This window comes from Streptomyces scabiei 87.22 (assembly GCF_000091305.1).
Classification (GTDB): domain Bacteria; phylum Actinomycetota; class Actinomycetes; order Streptomycetales; family Streptomycetaceae; genus Streptomyces; species Streptomyces scabiei.
The window spans coordinates 5,412,310-5,433,923 of record NC_013929.1 but is presented as its reverse complement, the minus strand read 5'-3'; the positions used below and the strand labels follow the sequence as shown (position 1 = coordinate 5,433,923).

Here is a 21,614-nt window from a genome sequence, read left to right as displayed (position 1 = left end):
CCATCAGTAGCCGGGCCCGTTCATGGCCTCTCAGTCGGAGTGCTTGTACCGGCTCAAAACCCGCCGTCGGCCCGCCCAAGTACCACGTCCACCACGTCAATGAGGGGTTCGGCCCGATCCTCCAGCGCCTCGCGAACACCGTGGTGCCGGTGCAGACTGAGCCCTGGTGCCGTGGTGTCGAGACAACAGGCAGAGCCACTTTCCGCTTCCAAGCCTGCTTTGGCCATGCCGGATAGGCACACTGCGCTGGGTGCCTACCGGCGCTGTCGGCGCTGCTGTTCGGTAGGCGATGGAGTCGCCGCTGGGAGCCGACCGTTTCCGGTCTGCTGAGTGGGGGTCGAGCCTGTCGTGGTCGTCTGCAGGCGGGCGGCTTCGGCTCGGCGGTTGGGTGCTGAGTTACGGCCGGTGTGTTGGATGCGGGTGATGAGGACGCGGGCGGGTTGGCGGGCTGTGGTCAGCTCGCGCTGGGCGGCGGCTTCCTTGAGGAGTTGGTGGGGTTGGTGGCCGCGGGCTTCGGCGTCGGCGAGGACGGTGGCGAGCGCGGGCCAGGCCGGGTCGGCGAGGATGCGCTCGGCGTGGTCGGGAACGGCTGCTCGTACGTCGCCGGCCAGAACGCGGCGGGCTGCCTCCTTGGGTGGCCGGGCTGTGAGTTCGGCGAGCGTCGAGGTGAGGGCGCGGTCGGCGGCTGTCTGGAGGTGCTGGACGGCCTGGCGGGCGGCGTCGGCCTGGTGGGCGTGGTGCTTCGCTTCGTGCCAGCGCCCGGCGACTATGACGGCCCAGACCAGGGCTGTGACCAGGGCGGCCAAGGCACTGCCGTCAGGGCCGGTGGCGGTATGCACGATGTCGCGTGCCGCGATGCGCAGAGCGTGGGCGGCACGGTCCTCCGCCCGTACCCGGGAACGCTGGGCGCGGGCGAACGCCTTGGAGGCGGCCCGGAGATCGGCGCGCATATGGGTGGGTGTCTTCTGGGCGGTGGCTTCGAGGAGTTCACCGAGGGCGGTGATGTGGGCCTGCGCGTGGATGTCGTCGGCGAGGTCGGTGTGGAGGGTGTCGAGGGCGTCGGTGGCTTGGTGCCAGGGGGTGTTGGGGTGGTTGCGGCGGGCGGTGGGGTGTTCTTCGGGTCGGCTGGATTCGAGGCGGGCCTTGATTTTGGGCAGGGAGAGGTCGGGGGAGATCTTGCTTCCGGGGTGGTAGATCTGCTTGCCGGCCTCGTTGACGTCGCCGGGGCGGCTGGCGGCGTAGCCGAGGAGGTCGCCTGACGGGCCGCGCCGGACCTGGACCTCGATGCCGCTGGCTTCGAGGTAGGCGATGAATTCCTCGGCACCGGTGACGTGGGGGATGGCGGCACGGATGCGGTCCTGGAGCCACTCGGCGCTGGTCTGGTCCCAGCCGAGGCGTTCGGCCTTGTGCATCTCGGCCTGGGTGGGACGGCGGGCGCCGGTGCGGTCCCCCTTCTTCAGGCGGCGCAGCCCGTAGTCCTTCTCGATCTCGCGGCAGGCGTCGCCGACGCGGATTCCGCTGTCGTGGAGTTTGGGGCGGCGTCCGTCTTCGCGGACGGTGGTGGCGAGGATGTGGATGTGGTCGTCGGCGTGGCGTACGGCGATCCAGCGGCAGGCCAGGTCGTCACCGGCCGGAGCGATGCCGGCGGCCTGGACGATGCGCTGGGCGATCTCGCCCCACTCGGCGTCGGAGAGGTAGCGGTCCTCGGGCGCGGTACGCACCGGGCAGTGCCAGACGTGGTCGGTGACAGGCTTGCCGAACTCGCTGTTGCGCAGCCGCACGGGCTCGTCGAGGTAGCGGGCGAGTTCGGTGAGGGTGGCGTTCTCGTCACGGCCGGGGTCGGGCATGCCGAGCATCGCGAAGCCGGCCACGATGTGCGGGTCGAAGTGCTCGTCGTGGGTTCCGCGGCCGTAGAGGTAGGCAAGCAGGCCACGGGTATTGGCCCCGGCGGGCTTGATGGCGGCGATCACGCGGATGCCTCCGTCTCCGGGTCGACGGGCTGGCGCAGGGCTTCGGCGATCAGCTCCAGCAGGTGGTGGAGTTCGGTCAGCCGTTGGCGTATGTCGGGTGGGATGTGGTCGCTGTTGAGGGCGCGGGCGATCTGGTTGACGTTGACGCCGATCCGGTTGAGCTGGCGCAGAACCTGAACACGGAAGTGGTGGGTGCGGCGTCGGTCCTCGGACAGGGGCAGGTTGGCGGTGAACCGGCCGGTGATGAAGGCGAGGACGATGTCGGCGGCGAAGCCGGAGTCGCCCTTATAGCCGTGCTCGGCAGCGGCCTGCTGGAGATGGGCTCGCTGGTCGCCGGTGAAACGCAGCGGGCCGACACGGTCGTTGCGCTTGGTGCCGGTGAAGCGGCGGATCGTGGGCTGCACGCTCTGCACGGCAGGCTCGCCGGCGGCGATGGCTGCGCTGTCTTCGGGGCGCAGGACGGCTTGCTGGACGGAGTGCAGCGTGTCCAGGTCGGAGCCGCCCTCGGCTCCGACCCCCTGGTCCGGCGCCCCCTGGCGCGGGGCCGTCTCCGCCACCCCCGGGGCGGAGATCCCCGAAGTCCGGCCGTGAGTCGGACTCGGGGTACTACTGGCTCCGCCAGGGGCAGCCCGTCCGAACGCGCGGCGCAAACGCCCCATCAGCGTAGGGGACTTCGCCAGCGGCAGCAGGTCGTCGGGAGTGCGGTCGGAGCGATGCGGGTCGTGCGTCACGGGCGGTTCTCCGGAAAGGGCGGTTGCGGGTCGGCGGGGAAGGGCTGGCGGAGTGGTGGTGGTCGGCGCGCCATCCACAGTTGTGGATGAGCGAGCGGTGCCGATAGGCGGCTGGCCGGGGTGACCGGAAGGGGTTCCGGTCACCCCGCTGGGTTTCCGGTCAGCCGCTGCTCGGAGCGGTCTTGGCGGCGGCTTCGATGTCGGGCCGGAGGGTCTCCATCACCTCGGTCTGCCGCCGACTGCTGATCGTCAGGTCCCTGTCCTTAACTGCCTTCCGGAGTAGGGACCGGCTGAGTGTGCCGTGCTCAGCGAGGGCTATCCGGCCGATCGCCACGAGCTCTGCGAGCGTGGCCTTTGGCGGACGGCCACCGCGCGGCTTGCTCTCCGAAACCTCGGGCGGTGGTTCCGTCGGCTGGACGGAACCGGCGGCCGGAGGCTCAGTAGGCCGTACGGGCTCAGTCGATGGCTCGGCGGCCCCGGTGACCGGTCGTACCGGCGCCTGGACGGAAGCAGCGTCCGGGTGGCCGGCCGGTTGGTCGACGAGCTGGTGGATCTGCCGCATCAGGACACCGAAGGCCAGCAACGCGGCGGTCGGAGGAACCGCAGCGACCACATAGTCGAGCAGGGGCACGGCGCTGGCCTTGCCTGTACCGCTGACCCCGGCCACGTTGAGTGCGATGGAGCCGACCGATCCGGTGGCGGTGAGGGCGATGGCCCAGCCGTCGGTCACCCGGCGCAGGCCCGCGCGGAGCATGAGCAGTTCGCCCGCGACGATGAACGCGTCCAGAGTCGCCGGCCAGGCCCACTGGCGGACCGGGGAGCTCTTGAGGCCGTGCTGTCCGGCGACCTCGGCGAGGTGCGCGTAGGACAGCCAGAACCCGCTGGCGGTGAGCGCCACGATGACGACTCCCGCCGCGATGAGCGCGTACCGCTCGGCCGCCTGCTTGGTCGTCATCGGCCGCCCTCCGTCAGGACGATGGTCCCGGTGGGTGGGTGTGGAGAGGGTGGTCAAGCGGGGTTCTCCTGAGGTGGTGGCGTGGTCCGTCTTTGCCGTCTTGGCCGTTGCATGCGCAGGTCAGGGCCGGTACGGCAGGAGGGCTGGTGTTCCGTCCTGGCGGCGCCGACGCGCCCTGGGGGCACACACGGGCGGCGGGTGCTGCGGTTCGGTGGCCGTGGACGGATCGGATCCGTCTTGCCGTCCCGGCCGACAGCGTCGTGACCTGCGGTGATACGGCGGGGACGCCCGGGACGGCACAAGACGGATCGGGGCAGCGTCAGGTTGGTGGCAGCACGCTCTTCATGATCGCGTTGCCGTCTTGCCCCTGGTTTCCGTCCCGGCCGCATGCCGTTTGACCTGCGGGATCACGGCAGGGACGGCAGGGACGGTCACTGGGGGAGGCGGGGTTCAGCCCGAGGCTGGGGTGGTGGGTTCGGCGTTCACTGAGTGAACGGTGGGGCAGTAGCGCCGCCACGCGTCGAGGAACTTGTTGCGCGTGTAGCCCTTGCGCTGGGTTCCGTCGGCGAGGCGGACGTTGCCGGGCCTGATGTCGAAGGCGCGCAGCAGCGACCCGAGCTCACGCGGGCCCAGCCCCTTGCGACCCCACTCCGCCCACGGGCCTTCCAGGTCCTGGCGCAGGTGGTGCAGGAGTTCGTCCGTGGAGAGGCTGTCGACCTCCCGCTGGGCTACGAAGACCCGGCGGATGTCGGCCAGGATCCGCGCTGAGCTGGGGTGGTCCTCCTCGGCCGCCACTTCGGCTGCCACCATCTCCTCGCACGCCGCGCGGGCGAGGCGTGGCCAAGGGCCGGCGGCGAGGTCGGCGACGATCACCAGGGGTTCCCAGGTATCGGCGGCTCGGTCCTCCACCGGCATCGCCGGTTCCAGGCCGGCGGCCTCGTCCAGCAGCGGCCGGGCCCAGGCGGCGAGGCGGTCGCGCAGGTCGTGCAGGGCTGGGGTGTCACGGCGGGAGCGGAAGGGCTTGACGCTCTCGCCCTCGGCCCGGCGGCGCATACGAATCACCACCGACCGGTCCATGATCGTGTCGGGCAGGTCGCCGATGCCCGCGAGCGCGGCCATGGCGAAGGTGGCGAACCGGTGCGGGGTGTGGTCGTTGCCTACGACGCGGGTGACGTACCGGTTGCGCTGGTGGCCGGCGTTGAGCAGACCACGCATCTCCTCATTCTTCTCCGCCTGCTTCGGCGTGCCGAAGATTGTGTCCGCCTCGTCCACCAGCAGGGTGGGCGGCTCCTCGGTGATGGACCGGAAGATGGCCGCGGGCGTGGTGTTGATGGTGAGCATCGGCTCGTGGACCGTCTCGGTCAGCACGTCCAGCAGCCGCGACTTGCCGCACCGCTTCGCCGGCCCGACCACCGCCAGGCGCGGTGCGTGCTGCCACGCGGGCTGCAGATGCGTCGCCGCCACCCACAGCGTGACCGCGTCCAGCGCCTCCGGCGAGGGCAGGATCACGAACCTGGCTATCTTCGCGCGCAGTTCGTCCAGCAGCGCCGAGCCCGGTGTCGGCTCCGGATCCAGGGGTGTGTCCGAGGGCGCGGCGGCTTCGACCGGCGCGGTGTCCTCGGGTTCGCGCTGGTCGGGGTTGGCCGGCACCGCGACCAGCGGCCAGGCGGCGGTACCGGGCGCGGAATAGGGCTCGGGTGTCGTAGGTTGCACAGGGCGGCTCCTCTTCTGCGCTGCCGGGCATGCAGGCCCGGTGCGCGCGGATCGTTCGTTGGATGCGGGCGGCGGGGTTTCCCGAGCCTCCGGCGTTACCGCGCCGGAGGCTCGCTGCGTTCAGAGACTGAACACTCGCTCTGTCCCGAGACGGGACGCTCGCGTTGTTCCCCGAGGGAACACGGACAGTACGTCCACGCCCGTCGACAGTCCAGCGTTTCTGTGTCAGCTCAGCGCAGAACCGTTTGCTACGCTGCCCCGCTTTCACGCCGCCAGCCCGAGCAGCTCCAGCAGGTCTGCGGTCACTACCCGGTAGGCGTTGCCGAGCCGCAGCACCTTGCACGGATACTCGCCCCGCTTCGCCAGCTCATATCCCTTGCTCCGCCCTAGCCCCAGTGCTCGGTTACTCGTATCCAGGTCAACAGCCACAGGCAGGGCGAGCAGCTCTTCCCGGCTCATCCCCTTCGAGCCCTTCGACCGTCCGTCCGTCGCGTCTTCGCGCATGCAGTGCGCCCCTTTCGGTACAGCCCTCGGCGAACATGCCCATCACATCCGGCTCCAGGCGGGTACCAACCATCATGCGCAAGCTACTGTGTCTTCATGACACAATGCCGTATGGATGCTGATGAGGACGACTTCCCGGAGTGGGCAGATCGGATCAAGGCCAACGTGGCCGGCGAAGTCCGGCGCAGAAGGAAGGAGATGGGATGGAGCGCACAGGACTTGGCGGACCGGTGCGAGCAACTCGGGCATCCCATCCCGCGCAACGTGATCGCCAACATGGAGTCTGGCCGTCGGGCCAATCTGCCGCTCGTGGACGTCATGGTCCTGGCAGCGGCCCTGGAGACGTACCCGGTCTGCCTGATCTTCCCGGTCGGTTACGTCGAGGAGACCCAGGAACTCCCCTTCCAGCACCTCATCCCCACCTGGGACGCGCTACGGCACTTCACCGGTGAAGAGGAGGTGCCGATGTACGACGCGGGCCTGGTCCCCGACTTCGAGCGCCACGCCAGCCTCGTACAAACCGCCCTCGCCGCCCTCGAAGAGGAAGAACAGGCCCGGTTCGCGGCCAAGACGGCAACCAGCCGCGCGCAGCAAGAAGAAGCCGAACGCAAGCGGACCAAGTACGCCGACCAGGCCATCTCCGCCAAGTACAGCCTCCGCCACCTCCGCCGCGAGCTCCGCGAGGAGGGCGCCACCCCACCCCGTCTGCCCCCCGCGCTGGGCGACGTCGACCCACCCAAAGAAGAACCCGACACCACCCCGGAGGAACGCCTTTGAAGGGCTCCACCCACCGCCGCTGCTACTGCCGCGATCCCAAGACCGGCAAACCGCTCGGCAAGAAGTGCTCCCAGCTCTCCAGCCGCAAGCACGGCGCATACTCCATACGCCAGGAGCTCCCGCCCCACGAGGACGGCACCCGCCGCTCCTTCAGCCGCGCCGGCTACGACTCCCTGAAGGCCGCCCAGGCGGACCTCGACCACGTCCGCTCCCTGCTCGCCCTGGCGGACAAGGACGACCCGGACAGCCTCCAGCGCCTCGTCGCAATGCTGGAGGAGGTCGCGGTCGAGAAGGCCCCGCTGCCAGCCATCGAGGAGACCCGACGCCGTCTGCGGGCCGGCCTGGCCCTCCGCGGCAGCCTCACCGTCGGCGAGTGGCTCGACCAGTGGTTCGCCGCGAAGAAGCGCCGCAAGACCACGCTCAACGGCTATGCCTCCCATATCCGCGTCCATCTGAAGCCCCGCATCGGGCACGTACGCCTCGACCGCCTCAACGTCGGCCACCTGGTGGAGATGTTCGACGCGATCGCCGACGAAAACGAGGTGATCGCGGCCGAGAACGAAGCCCGCCGTGAGCAGATCGCCCGCTGCAAGCCGAGCAAGCCCGGTCGCCCCGTCGGAGCCGAGCGGAAGCTGCTCGCGACCGAACGGGCCAAGCTGGCGGAGATGAAGCCGTTCCGGAAGACAACCGGCCCGGCCAGTCGTCAGGCGATTCGCCGTACTCTCCGCGCGGCCCTCAACTCCGCGATCGCCCAGCAGCTGATCACCTTCAACCCGGCCTCCCACGTCGAGTTGGAGTCCGGCAGGCGCCCGAAGCCCCTCTTGTGGACGGACGAGCGGGTCCGGCGGTGGCGCGAGACGGACGAGATGCCTGGCCCGGTCATGGTGTGGACCCCGCAGCAGTTCGGCGCCTTCCTCGACGCCGCCGACGGCGACCGCCTGTACGCGATCTTCCCCCTCATGGGCACGCGCGGCCTCCGGCGTGGCGAGGCGGTCGGCCAGGACTGGCACGAGATCGATCTCGACGCTGGCCTCATCACCCCCGCCAAGGAGATCGTGGTGGACGGCTGGGACCCCTACGAGTCCGAGCCGAAGACGGACGGCAGCGCGAACACGATCGCGCTCGACAGCGTGAACATCGCCGCCCTACGCGACCACAAGGCCCGTCAGGAGAAGGAGCGCGCCGAATGGGGCACCGCCTGGCAGAACACCGGCAAGGTGTTCACCAAGGAGGACGGCTCCTGGCTCCACCCGGAGACGGTCTCGGAAACGTTCCGCCGCATCCTCGCCACGACCGACCTGCCGCCCATCACCCTGCGGGACCTCCGTCACGTCGCCGCGACGCTCACGCACGGAGGCGGCGGCGACATCCACACGGTGAAGGAGACCCTGCGCCACTCCACCATCACGCTGACCTCGGACACATACACGAGCCTGCTCCCTGAGCTGGACCGCGACATCGCCGAGAAGGCAGCGAAGCTGATCCCGCGATCGCGTCCGGCAGCTGCTGATTCGTCCGCCCAAGCAGCGACCATTCCGCAGGCCACGAGCGCATCCGCTCACGCATCGCTCACGCAGTGGCTTCAAAACGAAGCAGCGCCCGACCCGACCGAAGCCGACTCAGGCGCTGCGTAGCAGGTCAGAGGGGGTCTCCCCTCCCCCGCACCGGTAGGCCCTGTGGGACTCGAACCCACAACCAATGGATTAAAAGTCTGGGGCGTCATTGGACCGGACCATTCCGGCGAATGTCAGCCTGTGCCGAGCTAGGTCGTTACGTGCTGGTCAACGGCCCTTTGTGTGAGCCCCGGCAGCGTCTCAAGTGCCGTCCTATGCCGTCTTCTGTCGGCCACTTCCGGGGCGTTCGGTTGAGCACTGGCTGAGCAGAAAGGCCCCGCCACCTGCGGTGACGGAGCCTCGTTCGTTCCCCTCAACTCTACGCCTCCTCCTCCGCGCTGTCAGTGGCCCCGTCTACCGTGGACGGATCATCAACCGCGTCTGCTGGCTGCGACGCATCGGGCCCCTGCTCCGGGACAGCGACCGGCGCGGGGGCCTCGTCGCGCGGCTTCCTCGCCCTCGGCACGGCCGCCGCCGCCTTCTCCGTCAGCTCGTCCTCGTACTCCTCGAACAGCTCCATGTACGTGTCTGAGGTCAGGACGACCGTGGAGTGCCGCAGCTTCACCTTGGCGTCGTGCAGGTCTCCCCCGCCGGCCTTCACCAAGGCCGCCGCGCCGTGACGGAGGTCGCGCAGGTTGATGGGCGGCAGGCCCGCCGACTCGACGATCCGGCGGAACGTCTTGCTCACGGTGTCCGGGTGCAGCCAGGAGCCGTCCTCCTGGACGAACATCTTCCCGGTGTCGGTCCAGTCCGCGGTGTCCTTGCCCAGCTCGCGCTCGACGGCGGCCCGCGCGTTCCACTCGGCCCGCTCGGTGCGCTGCCGCTCCCGGTGCTCCTCCAGCACGGCGACCGTGCCGGCGTCTACCTTCACGATGCCCACGGACCCGTCGGTCTTCGGTGCCGTCTCGATCGGCGTCCAGCCGTCCACCACGATCTCGGCGGACACCCGGATCTCCTTCCTCTCGGGCGAGAAGTCGGCCCATCCCTGGCCGACGCCCTCGCCGCGGCGCAGGCCGTGGTGGGCGATCAGGTGGAAGAACGCGTACAGCCGGTCGTCCTCGGCCTCGTCCAGGAACGCGCCGAGCTGGGCGGGGGTCCACACCATGACCGGGCCCGGCTTCACTCCGGTCTCCCGCCAGCGCGCGACCCGCTCCGCCGTCCACAGCAGGCCCTTGGGTCGGGCGGCCGGTTCGAGTTCGACGTGGGCGGCCGCGTTGAAGGTGATGAGCTGTCCGGCGATCGCCTTGTTCAGGGCCATGCGGAGGGTACGGCGGATGGCCTGCTTCGTGGCCGGGCCGGTGACCCGGCGGAACGGCGGCATCTCGGCGAGCTTCTCGCGCTCGGCGGCCAGCTGGGCCTTCTCGGCAGCCTTCGGAGCGCCCGGCTTGCCCCTCTTGCTGCGGGCGACCTGCTCGCGGCGGGCGGCGTTCTCTGCGCGGATGACGTCGTTGCGGTCGTCGATGGCGTTGAACATGTCCTGGCAGTGGCCGACGCTGAGCCGGTCCAGGCGCAGGTGCCCGATGGCTGGCTTCAGGTGCACGCGGATGTGGGACGCGTAGCCGTGGTTCGTGGTTGTCCGGGTCTTCTTGTTGGCCATGACGTGGTCGAGCCAGTCGCCGACGAGCATCTTCCCGTCGAGGGGGACGCCGACGCCGAGCTTCCTCGACACCTCGGTCGGCTCGGGAATCGGGCCGCGGGTCTTCTGCAGGTCGGCGAGCAGGTCGCCGACGCGGCGCAGGCCGTCCTCGTCGTCCCCGGCGAGGTCGAGGATGGCGCGGATGCGGTCGAGGTCCTTCTGCGCTTCCTTGACGTCGGCGTAGCCGGTGCGCTGGAACCGCCGGCGCCCGCCGTCCGCGTCCTCGGGGAGTTCCTGGGAGACGCGAGGCTTACCGTGGGACCGCTTCGACAGCTGCGGACACTTCGAGCCGAGGCGTTTGCCGTCCGGGCCGCGGCACTCACACCGTTTGCTGATGCCGCCAGCGCGGCGAGACGTGGGCATCATTCATCTCCGTCGTTCTCAGCTTGCTGATTCGCGGCGTTTCCTTTCACTGCCGACCGACCTAGCACCTCTGCTACTTCTCGCTGAGCCTGCAGGATCAGCTCGTCCGAGGCAGTCCCCTCAGTCGAGGAACGCCCCATCATCTCACCTTCGTATTGCCTAATGAGTGGCTCGGGACTGAGTCCGACCGCCTCGGCGAACCGCCTGATGGAAATCTTCATCCCTGCGTGTCGACGCTCAACGTTCTCGCGGCGCCGCTTGGAGCCAATCCCGAGACCAGATTTAACAATGCTGGCGTAGTCGGGGTCCTCAAGAGTCTGCACGACTGCCGGTTCCAATGAGGCGGCGACCGCTACGTCCTTGATACTCATACCGGCCTGTTTGCGAGCGGCCTGCAGACGCTTTCCGATCGAGAACTCAACAACACCATCGAGTGCCGAAATCGCTGGTTCAGCCTCATCAAGCATTGAATCCAACTGCGAGTTTCGCTTGGCGTGCACATCGGCAGCGGCGATCCTCCGGATATGTTCCTCCAGGTTAGCCAGGACAGACCTCGCATTCTCATAGTGCACTAGAAGCTCGCGCTCACGCATTTCTGCATCACGTGCATCAACTTGCGCCATTTCCATTGCAACCTTGGCGTGGAGGGCCCGATCACGCGCAGCTTCAAGCTCTTCTCGGACCAGCGCAAGGCGCCCCTCAATATCTTTCTTCTGCTCCTGCAATTCTGCAAGAGTGTGCGGATCCTGGAACGATTCTTCCGCATCAGCGGCAATGGCCGACGCCAACATCTCCTGTGGCGTCGTCCCCAGTGCGGCCGCAATGGAGATCCATTCATTCACGCGAATCGGGCGCTCCCCGCGCTCCATCTTCGCGATCTGAGTCTGATGGAAGCGGAAGCCATCTTTGATCATCCGAGCAGCAACGTCCTGTTGCGTGATCCCGAGTCGCTCGCGAAGCCTTCGCATCTCACGGCCAATGACCTGCTCGGCATCGGTGGGGGGCGCCCGATGAGGGTCGAGAATCTCCATGAGGTTGAACGATAGAAGCGCTCTCAGCATTAGGCAACACAAGGCGGCACGACCCGCCACAGGTTGACCCAACCCCTTGGAGGTTGCGACTCAACAACCCCAGAGAGCTTGCGGCGGCACTCGGCGGTGTGCATGATGTGACCTCACACCGGTTCCGGCAAGGGAGTCTGTGTGAGGTTACGCATCTCGGGCCACCTGGACCCGGTCAAGCAATGGGGAAACCTATGAGCACAAGCACCGCAGTCCGCCGCAAGGCGCTCTCCGTCGCGGAGGCCTTGGCCCTGCCGGTGATGTTCGACGTCTGGCCGACAGTCGGTCAGGCACTCGACATCGGCCGCACCGCCACCTACCAGCTCGCCCGCGAGGACGCCCTTCCGATCCCGTGCATCCGGGTCGGCAGGCAGCTCCGCGCGCGGCGCAGCGACCTCCTGAACTTCCTCGGTCTCCAGGACCAGGCCGCCGCCGAAGTCGAGTCGGCAGCGTCCGCAGAGGAAAACGACGACGCCCCGGGAGTCGAGCCCGGGGCGCCTGTCGAGCGAAGCACCCAGTCCACCAGCAAGTAGAAGAGAGCACGCTCATGACCAGCGTAATCCCCGAGGCGTCAATGGCGACGCCGAAACTGACGAGCAGCGCATCCCCCACTGCGCCCGGCACGGACCCCAACGGCGAGCAGGCGTTCGACGACTTCACCCAGCGCATCATCGCCGAGGCCGCCAAGACCGCCGACCCCCAGAACACCATCGCCAGGATCATCAGGACCCTCCCCGCGATCATGCCGACGGCCATCGCCACAGTCATTGGACGACGCCAGGCAGCCCCCGGCCACTACCCGTGGTGCCGACCCGACGGCTGCACCACCCACCGGTCCGACAACCACACCTGGACCGAACACGCCGGCAGCAGCTACACCACCGGCCTGGTCGAAGACCACGGCGGCAACGGCACCCTCGAACTCATCGCCCAACTCGCCCAGGACGACAGCTTCCACGGACCCACCCCCGTCGTCCACCTGTACGAGACGTGCGGAGACGGCGTCTTCCTCGACGGCCCCGCTCTCGACAACGCCATCGTCCGCCTCGACGGGCTCGCCGACCTCCTGCGGGTTCTCCGCGAACAGATGAGCATCGAGAAGGCGGAGGCACAGGCATGACGGCCACCGACCACGCCACCAGCGAGACCGCCGCCCTGGTCGCCGATGTCGAGGAAACCGCCGACCTCGAAGTACCCATGGTCCACAAGCGGTTCGGCAACCGCATCCGCGCCGCCTTCAACCCGCTGGCCATCACCCGCGCCAAGGTCGAGCACAAGCTGGCCCGCGCATACCCCGGATACCGGCCCGGCGCCGCACCCACCGCCGCGCAGCGCGGGCCCGCCTGGCAGGCCAAGTACCTGTGCTCCATGCCCGAGTGCGGCCTCGACCACGCCGGGAAGGACGGCGAACCCGGATGGCACGCCAGCGTCCCCATCGAGACCGAGTCCCAGGACATCAGCTCCGACCTCCCGGCCGACGGTCCCTGGCTCAGCGCTCAGATCGTCGTGATCGACGACAAGCCGCAGGCGTACGGACGTAAGACCGAGGTGTGGGTGCACTACGGGCCCGAGACCGGGGCGCTCTCCCCAGCCCAGACCCGACAGGTGGCCCGCGACGCCCGCGCGTTCGCCGAGCGGCTGGAGGCGCTGGCCAACCACGCGGAGCAGCTGGCGGCGGGTGACTTCGAGGGTGACCCGGAGATCGCCCGTCTCGACCGCGAGGCCGAAGACGCGCGCATCCGCCGGATCACCGAGGGCCGCCCGTGATCAGCCCGACGAACGCTGTGTCGGCCGCAGGGGGAGCCTGCGGCCGTCCGGCCCTCAACCAGCCCAAGGCACGGAGGGCAGCATGACGCGCACCCCGCTCGACACGTTCTTGTCCGACCAGGCCCTCGCCACCGCACGCGATGCCGCCGCCGACCCCAGCCTCGTACCGGTCGCCATCACCGCCGCCAACGGCGAGCAGTGCACCTGGTGCGACTGCCCCGACGGGCCCCGCTCGCCGCACAACCAGCGCGGCTACCGCTGCCCCGGCTGCCCGACCACGGCGAAGAACGTCGTCAGCACCTTCACCGGGCCCAACCTCCGCTACGACTTCCCCGCCTGCGACCGGCACACCACCGACATCGTGGCGTCCGTCGCCAAGCTCGTGGGAGGTTCCCGATGACGGACTACTCCACGGGCGAGTGCCCGGCAGACGAGCCCGTCGGCCTCATCCCCGAGGACCTGTACCTGAAGCGCGCGGCCGAACGCGGCCGTCACGAGATCGTCCTCGGATCGATCCGAGCGCACCTCGAAGAGCAGCCCACCCCGAGCGCGGTCGCCGCCGCCGTCCGGCACTGGATCAGTGACCTCACCGCCCTTGGTGACGAGGTCGCCAAGACCAAGCAGCGCCCCCCGAGCTGACCCGGGGACGCGCACTGCAGCCCCGGGCCACCCCCTTGGCCCGGGGCTGCACGCGCACTCACGAACCTCACTGGCCCCGCTCGTAGAAGAGAGCACGTTCGTGAACACCAGCACCGCCGTCCTCCAGTTGTTCAGGGAGGACACCGAGAAGGACGAGGCGGAGATCCAGCCGCCCCCGTCTTTCCTGGGCATGGCCGCCGCCACGGCCCGCCTCGTCGCCTACCGCGACACCCAGTACGAGGACGGCGAACAGCGTGCCCTGCTCGTCGTCGACTGCCCGTTCTGCGACCACCAGCACATCCATCCCGCCGGCCTCGCCTCGGCGCCGCGTGTCTGCCCTCGCACGTCGCGGTGCGTCGGCCGCTCGACCGGCGTCTACTACTTCCCGGCGGTGACGCAGTGACCCAGGCTCCACCCGTCGAACTCGTCGCAGACCAGCAGCTGGTGCACGCGTCCCTGGCCTATCACTTCCAGGACGTGCCCGGCCTGCTCAGCATCTGCTCAGACAAGGACGGCTGGGCCGGACGCCGGTTCACCACCGACGAGGCCGGCATCGAGGCCGCCACCCAGTACGCCCTGAAGCTGGACAGTCGGTCCGCGAAGGGCGTCTATGCGCAGGTGACCACCCTGCGCGAGCGGCCCGCCGAAGGACGTGGCGGCAAGGAGCTGGCCCACGGCCTGACGTTCCTCTGGGCCGACGGCGACTTCGGCGACGTCGGCCACAAGCCCGGCCTGGACGACCTGCCGCACCCGCTCGACGCCGACCACGTCCGCGAGATCGTGGCCGCGTCCGGGCTGCCCGAGCCGAGCGGGTGGTGGCTGTCCGGCGGCGGCTACAACCCCATCTGGGTCCTGGCCGAGCCGTACATCATCAGCAGCGACGACGACCGGGCCGCAGTCGAGCAGTTCACCATGGGCCTACAGGCTGTCCTCGGAGGGTCGGCGTACTCGCACGGCTGCTCGTGGGACACGCAGATCGGCAACCTCGACCGGCTCATGCGGATCCCCGGAACCGTCAACCGCAAGGCTGAGCCCCGGGCGACGGCGAGCCTTCCGGGCACTGGCGAGCCCATCGACTTGGCCGTGATCCGTGAAGCCGTCCAGCGGCTGGAGCCCGACGCGCGGGCCCTGCTGGAGAAGGCCGCAGCGGAGAAGCGGGACCGGCACGCCGCGCGAACCGGCCGCGCCACCGTGCCACCACCGTCCGCGCGCCGCTCCGCCTTCCCCCGCTCGGGCAGCGGCACCAGCGTCTTCGACATCCTCGCCACCGAACTCACGTTCCGGGACGTCCTGGAGCCCGAAGGCTGGACGTACCGTGGCACGGCCGCCGACGGCCGGGAGAAGTGGCTCCGGCCCGCCGGCGCCGAGGGAGCTGCCGACAGCGACTACAGCCTCGTCTGCGACGACCACGTCGCCGTCAACTGGTCCGAACGCTCGGACCTCCCCGTCGGCCAGCAGCCTGCCGGGCGGAAGCTCACCGTCCCCACCCTGTGGGCACACATCCACTACGGCGGCAACGAGCGCGAGGCCGCCCTCGACGTACTGCGTGCCGCGTTCGGCCAGGACGCGCAGGCCCCCGCACGGGCGCTGTCCGCCGCCGTGCTCGGTCGCGTCCGGCAGCACGGCCACCCGCCCGCGCAACGCCGGGACACTCCTCCCCCGCCGACCGACGACATCTGGGCCGACTTCGACGAGCACCCCGAACCGGACCCCGCCGAGGATGACGCGGTTGAAGGGCCCGCTACGCCCGCCGGGCTGATCCCGGAGGAGTTCTACGCGGCCCGCCCCGAGCTCCAGCACATCCGTCAGGCCGGGCACTCCCGTAGCCGATCCGGCGACGTCGCCCTGCTGTCGGTCCTCACCCGGCTCTCCTCCCTGGTGTCGCACCGCATCCGCGCGGACACCGGCATCGCCGGATACGCCTCACTGAACCTCTTCGGCGGGATCATCGGCCCGTCCGGCATCGGCAAGTCCACCGGCGTCGAGGTCGCCGACCGCCTCATGCCCGCACCCCCGAACCTGGACTTCCGCGACGGCCTCCCGCTCGGCTCCGGCGAAGGCCTCGCCGAGGTCTTCATGGGCATCGTCGAGGAGGAGACCGGCGAGGTACGCCGAGGGCGTGGCGGAACAGAGACACCCGTCACCGTCAACGTCCGCAAGCAGGTCCGGCACAACGCGTTCTTCTACGTCGACGAGGGTGCCACGATCACCCGGCTGATGAAAGAGCGCTCCGGCTCCACCCTCGGCGAGACCCTGCGCAGCGCGGCCGTCGGCCAGACCCTCGGGCAGACCAACGCCAGCAAGGACACCAGCCGGTACATCCCCAGCGGCTCATACAGCCTCGGCCTGCTGGTCGGCTTCCAGCCGGAGACCGTGGCCCCGCTGTTCGAGGAGGTCGCCGAGGGCACGCCGCAGCGGTTCGTCTGGGTGCAGGTCATCGACCCGTCGATCCCCGACGTCCAGCCGGCCTGGCCTGGAGAGTTGCACGCCTGGCGGGACGCGGCCGCCGCACCGTCCGGTGACGAGGCCAGCCGTTTCGTCCTCGTCTCCTTCGACGAGTCCATCAAGGCCGAGCTGCGCGCCGCCGACCTGGCCAAGGTCCGCGGCCTGGTGAACCCGGCCGAGATGAACCAGTTCGACTCACAGGCCCCGGTCATGCGGGTGAAGCTCGCCTCGCTGCTGGCCATCCTCGCCGGGCGGCGGCACGTGAACGTCGAGGACTGGCAGTTGGCCCTGATGCTCTGGCAGGCGTCGTGCGCCACGCGGGACGCGATCCTCGCCTACAGCGCGGCCCAGCGCCGTCTGGAGCAGGAGAAGCGCACCACGGCCCGCATCGAGGAGGAAGTGCGCGTCGACCACGCGAAGCAACTGGCGGAGGACGCACGGACCGACCGGGCCGTCGAGCGTCTCGCTCTCCGGCTGGCCGTGCGGGTGCGGGACAAAGGACCGCAGACGCGCCGGGAGATCCGCGACAGCACCGCCGGGCGGGACAAGCGCTACCTGCCCGACGCCTACGCCTACGCGGTGCTGCGCGAGTGGGTGGTCGAGGAGGAGAAGAGGTTCGTCCCCGGTCCTGTCCCCCCGTCGTGAGGGGGGACAGAGGGGGGGACATCCGGGAGGGGGGACACGATCTGTCCCCCCGTCTCTCCCGGGGGACAGCAAAAAACTCGTTCCGCTGCTCAACTATCTCAGCCGCAAGCAAGCCTCTGACCAGCACTAATAAAAGATCAAGATCAACTATTTCTTGACTCGCATGGCGCGCGAGGGAGGGGGGGACAAACAGCGTCCCCCCTGTCCCCCCTGTCCCCCTGATCGATCCCGAGGAGAGGCAATGCCCGACTTCATCCCCGCCGCCCCCGGCTGGTACGTGTCCGAGCACATCGACGGAGAGACCGACCTCGACCCCGTCATCGCATGGAAGCCCGCCACGACCTCCGCCGGCGAGGACACCCTGCTGCCCGTCGTGAACGGCGGCGTCTGCGTACCGCCGATCGTCCTCGACGAGGCCGCCTTCCAGCAGCACGGCCGGCACATCGTGTACCGGCCCTCACACGACCCCGCGAAGGAGACCCACTGATGTCCGGAGAGACCGTCATCACCGTCGTCGGCAACCTGGTCGACGACCCCGAACTCCGCTTCACCCCGGCCGGCGCCGCCGTCGCCAAGTTCCGCATCGCCTCCACCCCGCGCGTCTACGACAAGCAGACCAACGAGTGGAAGGACGGCGACCCGCTGTTCCTCACCTGCTCGGTGTGGAGGCAGGCCGCCGAGAACGTCGCCGAGTCTCTCGCCAAGGGCACGCGGGCCATCGTCCAGGGCCGGCTGAAGCAGCGGTCGTATGAGGACCGCGAGGGCGTGAAGCGGACTGTGTACGAGCTGGACGTCGACGAGGTCGGGCCGACGCTCGCCCGCGCTACGGCGAAGGTCGAGAAGAACCCGCCGGGCGGCGGCCAGCGGCAGGCAGGTGTTTCAAATGGAACACCCGACCCGTGGGCCACAGCCCAGCCCTCCAGCGGCCAGCAGGGTGGCGGATGGGGTGGCGCGCAACAGCAGCAGCCCGCGGCCCAGGGCGCCGGACCCTCCGACGAGCCCCCCTTCTAGGAGACGACCATGACCGACCACGAACTCCAGCTGTTGTTCATCGGCATCGCCGTGGGCATGGACCTGATGCTGCTCGTCCAGGTCGCCTTCGGGTTCCGCGACGACCGCCGCGACCGTAAGGCCGCGCGTGCCGCTTGGGCCCAGCTCGAAGCCACACGAGAGAAGGTCCGCGCGTGACGGCCAGCTGCGGACTGTGCGACCGCGACCTGGAGCACGGCTACCTGTGCCCCGGCGACACGCTCGCCCTCGCCGAACGCCTCGACCGAATGCCCCACCTGTACGAGGCCCTCGCCGCGTTCCTCCAGCCGTCCGGCCGCCGCCCGGAGTTCGGCCGGTCCCGGCCCGCCGAGGCGCCCCTGCCGATCGCCGAGCCCGCGTTCAACCTCCGCGGCCCCGGCGGCATGGTCGGCGTCCTGGAGGACTGGCGCTCGGCCATGCAGGCCGACCGCGGTTGGGGCGAGCCCGCCATCGAGGGCACCGTGGAGCGGCGGATCGCCGTCGCTGCCCGGGCCCTGTCCATGAACCTCGACTGGATCGCGGCGAGCTGGCCGATGGCGGGCGCGTTCGCGGAGGAGATCCGCGGCCTGGAGCGGGACGGCATCTCCATCGTCAACCCGCCGGAGCGGTCGTTGCGGCTGGGGAACTGTCCGGCCGTGTACGAGGACGGTGTCGTGTGTGGTGCGGTGCTGCGGGTGCCGGCGGGCACGGCGAAGGTGGAGTGCCGGTGGTGCGGGTGCGAGTACCCGCCCGAGTCCTGGTTGGAGCTGCATTCTCTCCAGCCGAGCGCGACTACTTCGGCGGCTCGGGGCGTGTGGGAAGCTCGTCCGTCTCATGCGTGAGCCAGCGGAGAAACGAGCGGATGGACTCGCCGCGGTTGCGGGGCCCGACCGCCTGGCCCGCCTTCTCCCACAGTTCCTTCTCTACGCGGACCGTCTGGCGGGGCGTCTTCTCGACGTTCGGCATCAGCTCTCCACTCTCGTCATGACACCCCGAGGTTAGCCCTTGCGGTGTCATGACACCAGGGTCTAACGTAGGTGTCATGACACCCGCCCCGGCGGTCCTGTCACCACAACTGAAGCGGCCCCCGCCGGTGCTACGAACACCGAACGAGGGCCTGACCGAACTCCACGCTCAAGACAAGGAGTCGGCTATGGCCGATCTTTCCGTGCGCCCCGACGCGCCCGCAAGTTCCCCGTCCACCCCCACGCAGAACCCGGGCGACGCCCGCGACCTCCGCAACCTGCTGGAAGCCGTCCTCGAAGCCGTCACCCTCCCCCACGACACCCCCGAGCACGCCCGCCGGATGGAGACCCGGGCCGACTGGGTCCGCGCCACCCTCAAGGGCGCCTTGGAGGAGGACCCGGACGGTATCGGCTGGAACGCGGACTTCCTCCGCGGCAGGCTCCGCGCCGAGGAGACCGAGGCCGCCGAGAGGGCCGCCTGCGCCTCCGTCGACCGCGCCTTCCCCGCCGTCGCCGCGTTCCTCGCCGACGAGCGCGCCCGGGAGGAAGGCCAGTGAGCACCGCGCCCCGTCTGATCACGCTGCCCACCCTCGACCACGGCCCGGTCACCCTGACCTGCCCGGCCTGGTGCGTCGGCCACCACGACCACCGGCCCGACACCCACCGCGCCGACATCCTCCACAAGGGCCCGGACGTCCGCTTCGACTTCCTCGGCGAGGAGGTCATCAGCGCGGGCCTCGCACAGTCCCCGTTCGCGACGCTCGTCACCCCGGGCCTCGGCGGCCGGACGGTCGGTGTCTCGATGTACCCGCCCGGCCGGACCCTGGACCCCGTCAGCCTGTACAGCCTCGCCGCAGCCCTCGACGGCTACGCCGACCGGCTGCGCGATCTCGCCGACCAGCTCACGGTGATCCTCGCCGGAGGTGACCGGTGACCACCCGCGAACTCACCAAGGGGCAGGCCGGAGTGCTCGGCACGGCCGCCGGCCTGATGGTCGTCGTCGGCGCGTTCGGCGCCTGGGGCACCTACTCCAACGCCGTCGCCGAATTCCACCGCCAGGCCACCGCGGCCGGTGTCGTCGCCGCCGGTGAAGGCCTCACCCTCATCCTCGCGATGGTGATGCTCGGCCGGACCATGCTCGGCCAGCCCTCCCCTGCCGTCGTCCGCGGCGGGATGTGGCTCGCCCCGCTGTCCGCCAGCGGCATCGGCATCACCATCGCCACCGACGTCCGCGAAGCCGCCGTGTACGCGGTCACCCCGCTCGCCATGTCCGGCGCCGCCGAGGGCCTCGGGTTCATTGCCCGCAGCATCGTCGTCTACCGCACCGGCGTCGACGCCGAGGTGATGCGCCGCAACGCCGACGCCGCCCGGCAACTGGCCTTCCAGCGCGCCGTCGCCGACGGGCACCCCGGCCAGTTCCGGCGCAAGCTCGCCGTCCGCCGGTACTGGCAGCTGGCGAAGTACGTCGGCGTCGGCGACACCGAACTCGGCGCCGGCCTGGTCGACGTCCAGCGCGTCCGCGTCCGCGAGGGAGCTGATGCGGCCCTCGCCACCATGTACGGCGGACAGCCCTCCCAGAAGGAGGCCAGTCCCGCCCCGACCCGGTCGGCGCAGGCCGTACTGCGGGAGAAGTTCGCCGAGATGGACCCCGCCGAGGTGATCCGGATCGCAGCGGATGCGCACCCTGATGCGCCCCCGCCCGAGCTGGCCTCCCTCCTCGTCTCCTACGGGGTCGTCGTCGACGCCGTGCAGGTCGCCGTCGTCCTCGGCCACCGGCCCGACGAATACGAAGTGGACCGGCCTGATACGCCCGCGCATCAGCAGGTCAGTGACCCTGTCGCCGCCCTGGAGCCGGTCACTATGGAGGCGGCCGTCGTCGAGGCCGCATCCTCTCTGGGCCCGGACGCATCCGCCCGCGAGATCGCCGAACGCGTCGCCCTCAACCGGCGCCTCGTCGTCACCGAGCCCTACGTCCGCACCGCCCTCTCGCGGGCCGCGAAGAAGCCCCAGCCGGAAGTCCCGGCCAAGCCGATGGAGGGCGGATACGCATGATGCGCATCGTCTTCGGCGCTCTCCTCGGGCTCCTCGTCACCTACCCGTCCCTCGCCTCCGTCGTCCTCGCCGTGGCCGTCGCGGTCGCGTCTCAGCCGGTCGTCCTGGCGTTCGCCGCCGGGGTCATCGCCTGGCCGCGCATCACCCGCCGCATCAGGGGGTGGACGGCATGAGCGACCTGGAGAAGGCCGCCCAGGACGCGGTGGAGGCCGCCGACAACACCGAGCTGGTGCGCGCGATCGCGGCCGTCATCGCCGCCCAGCAGATCCACCAGCCGCAGCAGCAGTGCCAGCACCAGGCGCGCCCGGAGTTCGACGCGAGGAAGTGGCTCGTGATCGGCGGGGTGGTCGTCGCCGGCGGCCTGGTCGCCTCGCTGTTCGCCGTCGCCGTTGCGGTCGGAGCCGTCTCGGTGGCGCTGCTTGCGCTCGTCCTGCGCTCGATGTGGGCCGACTTCAACAAGGCCCGCTGACCTGCCCGTCCGTCCTCCGGTGATCACTTTCGCGGCGCCTCGAAAGTGATCCCGGGGGTGCGGTGGGGCCGGACAGCCCGGCCCGTCCGAGGAGGACACCGTGAACCGTGAACAGCGACTGGCCATGGCCGACGCCGCCACCACCAGGGCGGCCGGACTCGCCCGCGAAGCCGAGGACGCCGCCCACGACTTCCACAACCACAACAAGGCCGCGCCCCTGGCCGCCGTCGGCGCCCTGTGGGCCGACATCGCCCGCTCCCACGCCGCCATCGCCGCCGCCCTGCCCGAGACGGAGGCCTGA

26 protein-coding genes are annotated in these 21,614 nt (G+C 70.0%); 19 read left to right on the top strand and 7 right to left on the bottom strand.

The features are described from left to right. Positions 1–254: 254 nt before the first annotated feature. The 5 genes from SCAB_RS23200 to SCAB_RS23180 form a co-directional block, all read right to left on the bottom strand. On the bottom strand, positions 255–1,970 hold the full coding sequence (locus SCAB_RS23200) for a relaxase/mobilization nuclease domain-containing protein (RefSeq protein WP_013002506.1): 1,716 nt from the start codon (positions 1,968–1,970) through the stop codon (positions 255–257). Then, positions 1,967–2,527 carry a MobC family plasmid mobilization relaxosome protein gene (locus SCAB_RS23195; RefSeq protein ID WP_041669526.1) on the bottom strand — a complete coding sequence of 187 codons (561 nt, stop codon included), beginning with the start codon at positions 2,525–2,527 and terminating at the stop codon, positions 1,967–1,969. The genes SCAB_RS23200 and SCAB_RS23195 overlap by 4 nt, the downstream gene beginning before the upstream one ends. 334 nt (positions 2,528–2,861) lie before the next feature. Continuing rightward, positions 2,862–3,656, bottom strand: coding sequence for a DUF2637 domain-containing protein (locus tag SCAB_RS23190; RefSeq protein ID WP_225618762.1), 795 nt, complete (start codon positions 3,654–3,656; stop codon positions 2,862–2,864). Between the two features lie 450 nt (positions 3,657–4,106). After that, positions 4,107–5,369: a DUF3631 domain-containing protein gene (locus tag SCAB_RS23185; RefSeq protein ID WP_013002503.1), complete on the bottom strand. Its 1,263-nt coding sequence runs from the start codon at positions 5,367–5,369 to the stop codon at positions 4,107–4,109. A 264-nt stretch (positions 5,370–5,633) separates the two neighbouring features. Next, entirely contained in the window at positions 5,634–5,873 is a 240-nt protein-coding gene (locus SCAB_RS23180) for a hypothetical protein (protein ID WP_013002502.1), read from the bottom strand. 111 nt (positions 5,874–5,984) lie between these two features. Between SCAB_RS23180 and SCAB_RS23175 the strand changes: the two genes are divergently transcribed. Beyond that, a complete protein-coding gene (locus SCAB_RS23175) occupies positions 5,985–6,650 on the top strand; it encodes a helix-turn-helix domain-containing protein (RefSeq protein ID WP_013002501.1) in 666 nt (221 codons plus the stop codon). Next, positions 6,647–8,284: a site-specific integrase gene (locus SCAB_RS23170; RefSeq protein ID WP_013002500.1), complete on the top strand. Its 1,638-nt coding sequence runs from the start codon at positions 6,647–6,649 to the stop codon at positions 8,282–8,284. The genes SCAB_RS23175 and SCAB_RS23170 overlap by 4 nt, the downstream gene beginning before the upstream one ends. A gap of 298 nt (positions 8,285–8,582) precedes the next feature. Here the strand turns inward: SCAB_RS23170 and SCAB_RS23165 are convergent, their stop codons facing one another. Beyond that, positions 8,583–10,262, bottom strand: a complete 1,680-nt coding sequence (locus SCAB_RS23165) for a tyrosine-type recombinase/integrase (protein ID WP_013002499.1) — start codon at positions 10,260–10,262, stop codon at positions 8,583–8,585. Then, the gene (locus tag SCAB_RS23160) at positions 10,262–11,293 is read right to left on the bottom strand and encodes a helix-turn-helix domain-containing protein (protein WP_158512257.1); all 1,032 of its coding nucleotides are present in this window, start codon (positions 11,291–11,293) and stop codon (positions 10,262–10,264) included. Before SCAB_RS23160 ends, SCAB_RS23165 begins: the two co-directional genes overlap by 1 nt. Before the next feature lie 224 nt (positions 11,294–11,517). On the opposite strand from SCAB_RS23160, the gene SCAB_RS23155 reads away from it, so the two are divergent. The 17 genes from SCAB_RS23155 (at position 11,518) to SCAB_RS23085 (ending at position 21,614) form a co-directional block, all read left to right on the top strand. Continuing rightward, complete coding sequence (locus SCAB_RS23155) at positions 11,518–11,856, top strand: MerR family transcriptional regulator (RefSeq protein ID WP_013002496.1); 339 nt, start codon at positions 11,518–11,520, stop codon at positions 11,854–11,856. Positions 11,857–11,870: 14 nt separating this feature from the next. Next, positions 11,871–12,443, top strand: coding sequence for a hypothetical protein (locus SCAB_RS23150; protein ID WP_148274222.1), 573 nt, complete (start codon positions 11,871–11,873; stop codon positions 12,441–12,443). Beyond that, entirely contained in the window at positions 12,440–13,090 is a 651-nt protein-coding gene (locus SCAB_RS23145; protein WP_013002494.1) for a DUF6907 domain-containing protein, read from the top strand. Before SCAB_RS23150 ends, SCAB_RS23145 begins: the two co-directional genes overlap by 4 nt. Positions 13,091–13,172: 82 nt before the next feature. After that, on the top strand, positions 13,173–13,490 hold the full coding sequence (locus SCAB_RS23140; RefSeq protein ID WP_013002493.1) for a hypothetical protein: 318 nt from the start codon (positions 13,173–13,175) through the stop codon (positions 13,488–13,490). Further along, positions 13,487–13,729 carry a hypothetical protein gene (locus tag SCAB_RS23135; protein WP_013002492.1) on the top strand — a complete coding sequence of 81 codons (243 nt, stop codon included), beginning with the start codon at positions 13,487–13,489 and terminating at the stop codon, positions 13,727–13,729. The genes SCAB_RS23140 and SCAB_RS23135 overlap by 4 nt, the downstream gene beginning before the upstream one ends. 100 nt (positions 13,730–13,829) lie before the next feature. Continuing rightward, positions 13,830–14,132, top strand: a complete 303-nt coding sequence (locus SCAB_RS23130; RefSeq protein ID WP_013002491.1) for a hypothetical protein — start codon at positions 13,830–13,832, stop codon at positions 14,130–14,132. Continuing rightward, positions 14,129–16,819, top strand: a complete 2,691-nt coding sequence (locus SCAB_RS23125) for a hypothetical protein (RefSeq protein ID WP_013002490.1) — start codon at positions 14,129–14,131, stop codon at positions 16,817–16,819. The genes SCAB_RS23130 and SCAB_RS23125 overlap by 4 nt, the downstream gene beginning before the upstream one ends. 241 nt (positions 16,820–17,060) lie before the next feature. Then, the gene (locus tag SCAB_RS23120) at positions 17,061–17,306 is read left to right on the top strand and encodes a hypothetical protein (protein WP_013002489.1); all 246 of its coding nucleotides are present in this window, start codon (positions 17,061–17,063) and stop codon (positions 17,304–17,306) included. Further along, a complete protein-coding gene (locus tag SCAB_RS23115; RefSeq protein WP_013002488.1) occupies positions 17,306–17,830 on the top strand; it encodes a single-stranded DNA-binding protein in 525 nt (174 codons plus the stop codon). The genes SCAB_RS23120 and SCAB_RS23115 overlap by 1 nt, the downstream gene beginning before the upstream one ends. A gap of 9 nt (positions 17,831–17,839) precedes the next feature. Further along, positions 17,840–18,007 carry a hypothetical protein gene (locus SCAB_RS47800; protein ID WP_013002487.1) on the top strand — a complete coding sequence of 56 codons (168 nt, stop codon included), beginning with the start codon at positions 17,840–17,842 and terminating at the stop codon, positions 18,005–18,007. Next, positions 18,004–18,669 carry a hypothetical protein gene (locus tag SCAB_RS23110; RefSeq protein WP_013002486.1) on the top strand — a complete coding sequence of 222 codons (666 nt, stop codon included), beginning with the start codon at positions 18,004–18,006 and terminating at the stop codon, positions 18,667–18,669. The genes SCAB_RS47800 and SCAB_RS23110 overlap by 4 nt, the downstream gene beginning before the upstream one ends. Before the next feature lie 311 nt (positions 18,670–18,980). Next, positions 18,981–19,349, top strand: a complete 369-nt coding sequence (locus tag SCAB_RS23105) for a hypothetical protein (protein WP_013002484.1) — start codon at positions 18,981–18,983, stop codon at positions 19,347–19,349. Next, on the top strand, positions 19,346–19,726 hold the full coding sequence (locus tag SCAB_RS23100; RefSeq protein WP_013002483.1) for a DUF6907 domain-containing protein: 381 nt from the start codon (positions 19,346–19,348) through the stop codon (positions 19,724–19,726). Before SCAB_RS23105 ends, SCAB_RS23100 begins: the two co-directional genes overlap by 4 nt. Continuing rightward, entirely contained in the window at positions 19,723–20,844 is a 1,122-nt protein-coding gene (locus tag SCAB_RS43820; RefSeq protein WP_013002482.1) for a hypothetical protein, read from the top strand. Before SCAB_RS23100 ends, SCAB_RS43820 begins: the two co-directional genes overlap by 4 nt. After that, positions 20,841–21,017 (top strand): hypothetical protein, encoded by a 177-nt coding sequence (locus SCAB_RS47795; RefSeq protein WP_013002481.1) that lies wholly within the window; start codon positions 20,841–20,843, stop codon positions 21,015–21,017. Before SCAB_RS43820 ends, SCAB_RS47795 begins: the two co-directional genes overlap by 4 nt. Continuing rightward, a complete protein-coding gene (locus SCAB_RS23090; protein WP_041669521.1) occupies positions 21,014–21,313 on the top strand; it encodes a hypothetical protein in 300 nt (99 codons plus the stop codon). Before SCAB_RS47795 ends, SCAB_RS23090 begins: the two co-directional genes overlap by 4 nt. A gap of 100 nt (positions 21,314–21,413) precedes the next feature. Continuing rightward, positions 21,414–21,614, top strand: coding sequence for a hypothetical protein (locus SCAB_RS23085; RefSeq protein ID WP_013002479.1), 201 nt, complete (start codon positions 21,414–21,416; stop codon positions 21,612–21,614).

Coding starts and splice junctions, on each gene's coding strand:
- SCAB_RS23190 (WP_225618762.1), bottom strand. CDS start 3,656: ATGACGACCAAGCAGGCGGCCGAGCGGTACGCGCTCATCGCGGCGGGA.
- SCAB_RS23180 (WP_013002502.1), bottom strand. CDS start 5,873: ATGCGCGAAGACGCGACGGACGGACGGTCGAAGGGCTCGAAGGGGATG.
- SCAB_RS23175 (WP_013002501.1), top strand. CDS start 5,985: ATGGATGCTGATGAGGACGACTTCCCGGAGTGGGCAGATCGGATCAAG.
- SCAB_RS23165 (WP_013002499.1), bottom strand. CDS start 10,262: ATGCCCACGTCTCGCCGCGCTGGCGGCATCAGCAAACGGTGTGAGTGC.
- SCAB_RS23160 (WP_158512257.1), bottom strand. CDS start 11,293: ATGGAGATTCTCGACCCTCATCGGGCGCCCCCCACCGATGCCGAGCAG.
- SCAB_RS23155 (WP_013002496.1), top strand. CDS start 11,518: ATGAGCACAAGCACCGCAGTCCGCCGCAAGGCGCTCTCCGTCGCGGAG.
- SCAB_RS23150 (WP_148274222.1), top strand. CDS start 11,871: ATGACCAGCGTAATCCCCGAGGCGTCAATGGCGACGCCGAAACTGACG.
- SCAB_RS23145 (WP_013002494.1), top strand. CDS start 12,440: ATGACGGCCACCGACCACGCCACCAGCGAGACCGCCGCCCTGGTCGCC.
- SCAB_RS23140 (WP_013002493.1), top strand. CDS start 13,173: ATGACGCGCACCCCGCTCGACACGTTCTTGTCCGACCAGGCCCTCGCC.
- SCAB_RS23135 (WP_013002492.1), top strand. CDS start 13,487: ATGACGGACTACTCCACGGGCGAGTGCCCGGCAGACGAGCCCGTCGGC.
- SCAB_RS23120 (WP_013002489.1), top strand. CDS start 17,061: ATGCCCGACTTCATCCCCGCCGCCCCCGGCTGGTACGTGTCCGAGCAC.
- SCAB_RS23115 (WP_013002488.1), top strand. CDS start 17,306: ATGTCCGGAGAGACCGTCATCACCGTCGTCGGCAACCTGGTCGACGAC.
- SCAB_RS47800 (WP_013002487.1), top strand. CDS start 17,840: ATGACCGACCACGAACTCCAGCTGTTGTTCATCGGCATCGCCGTGGGC.
- SCAB_RS23105 (WP_013002484.1), top strand. CDS start 18,981: ATGGCCGATCTTTCCGTGCGCCCCGACGCGCCCGCAAGTTCCCCGTCC.
- SCAB_RS47795 (WP_013002481.1), top strand. CDS start 20,841: ATGATGCGCATCGTCTTCGGCGCTCTCCTCGGGCTCCTCGTCACCTAC.
- SCAB_RS23090 (WP_041669521.1), top strand. CDS start 21,014: ATGAGCGACCTGGAGAAGGCCGCCCAGGACGCGGTGGAGGCCGCCGAC.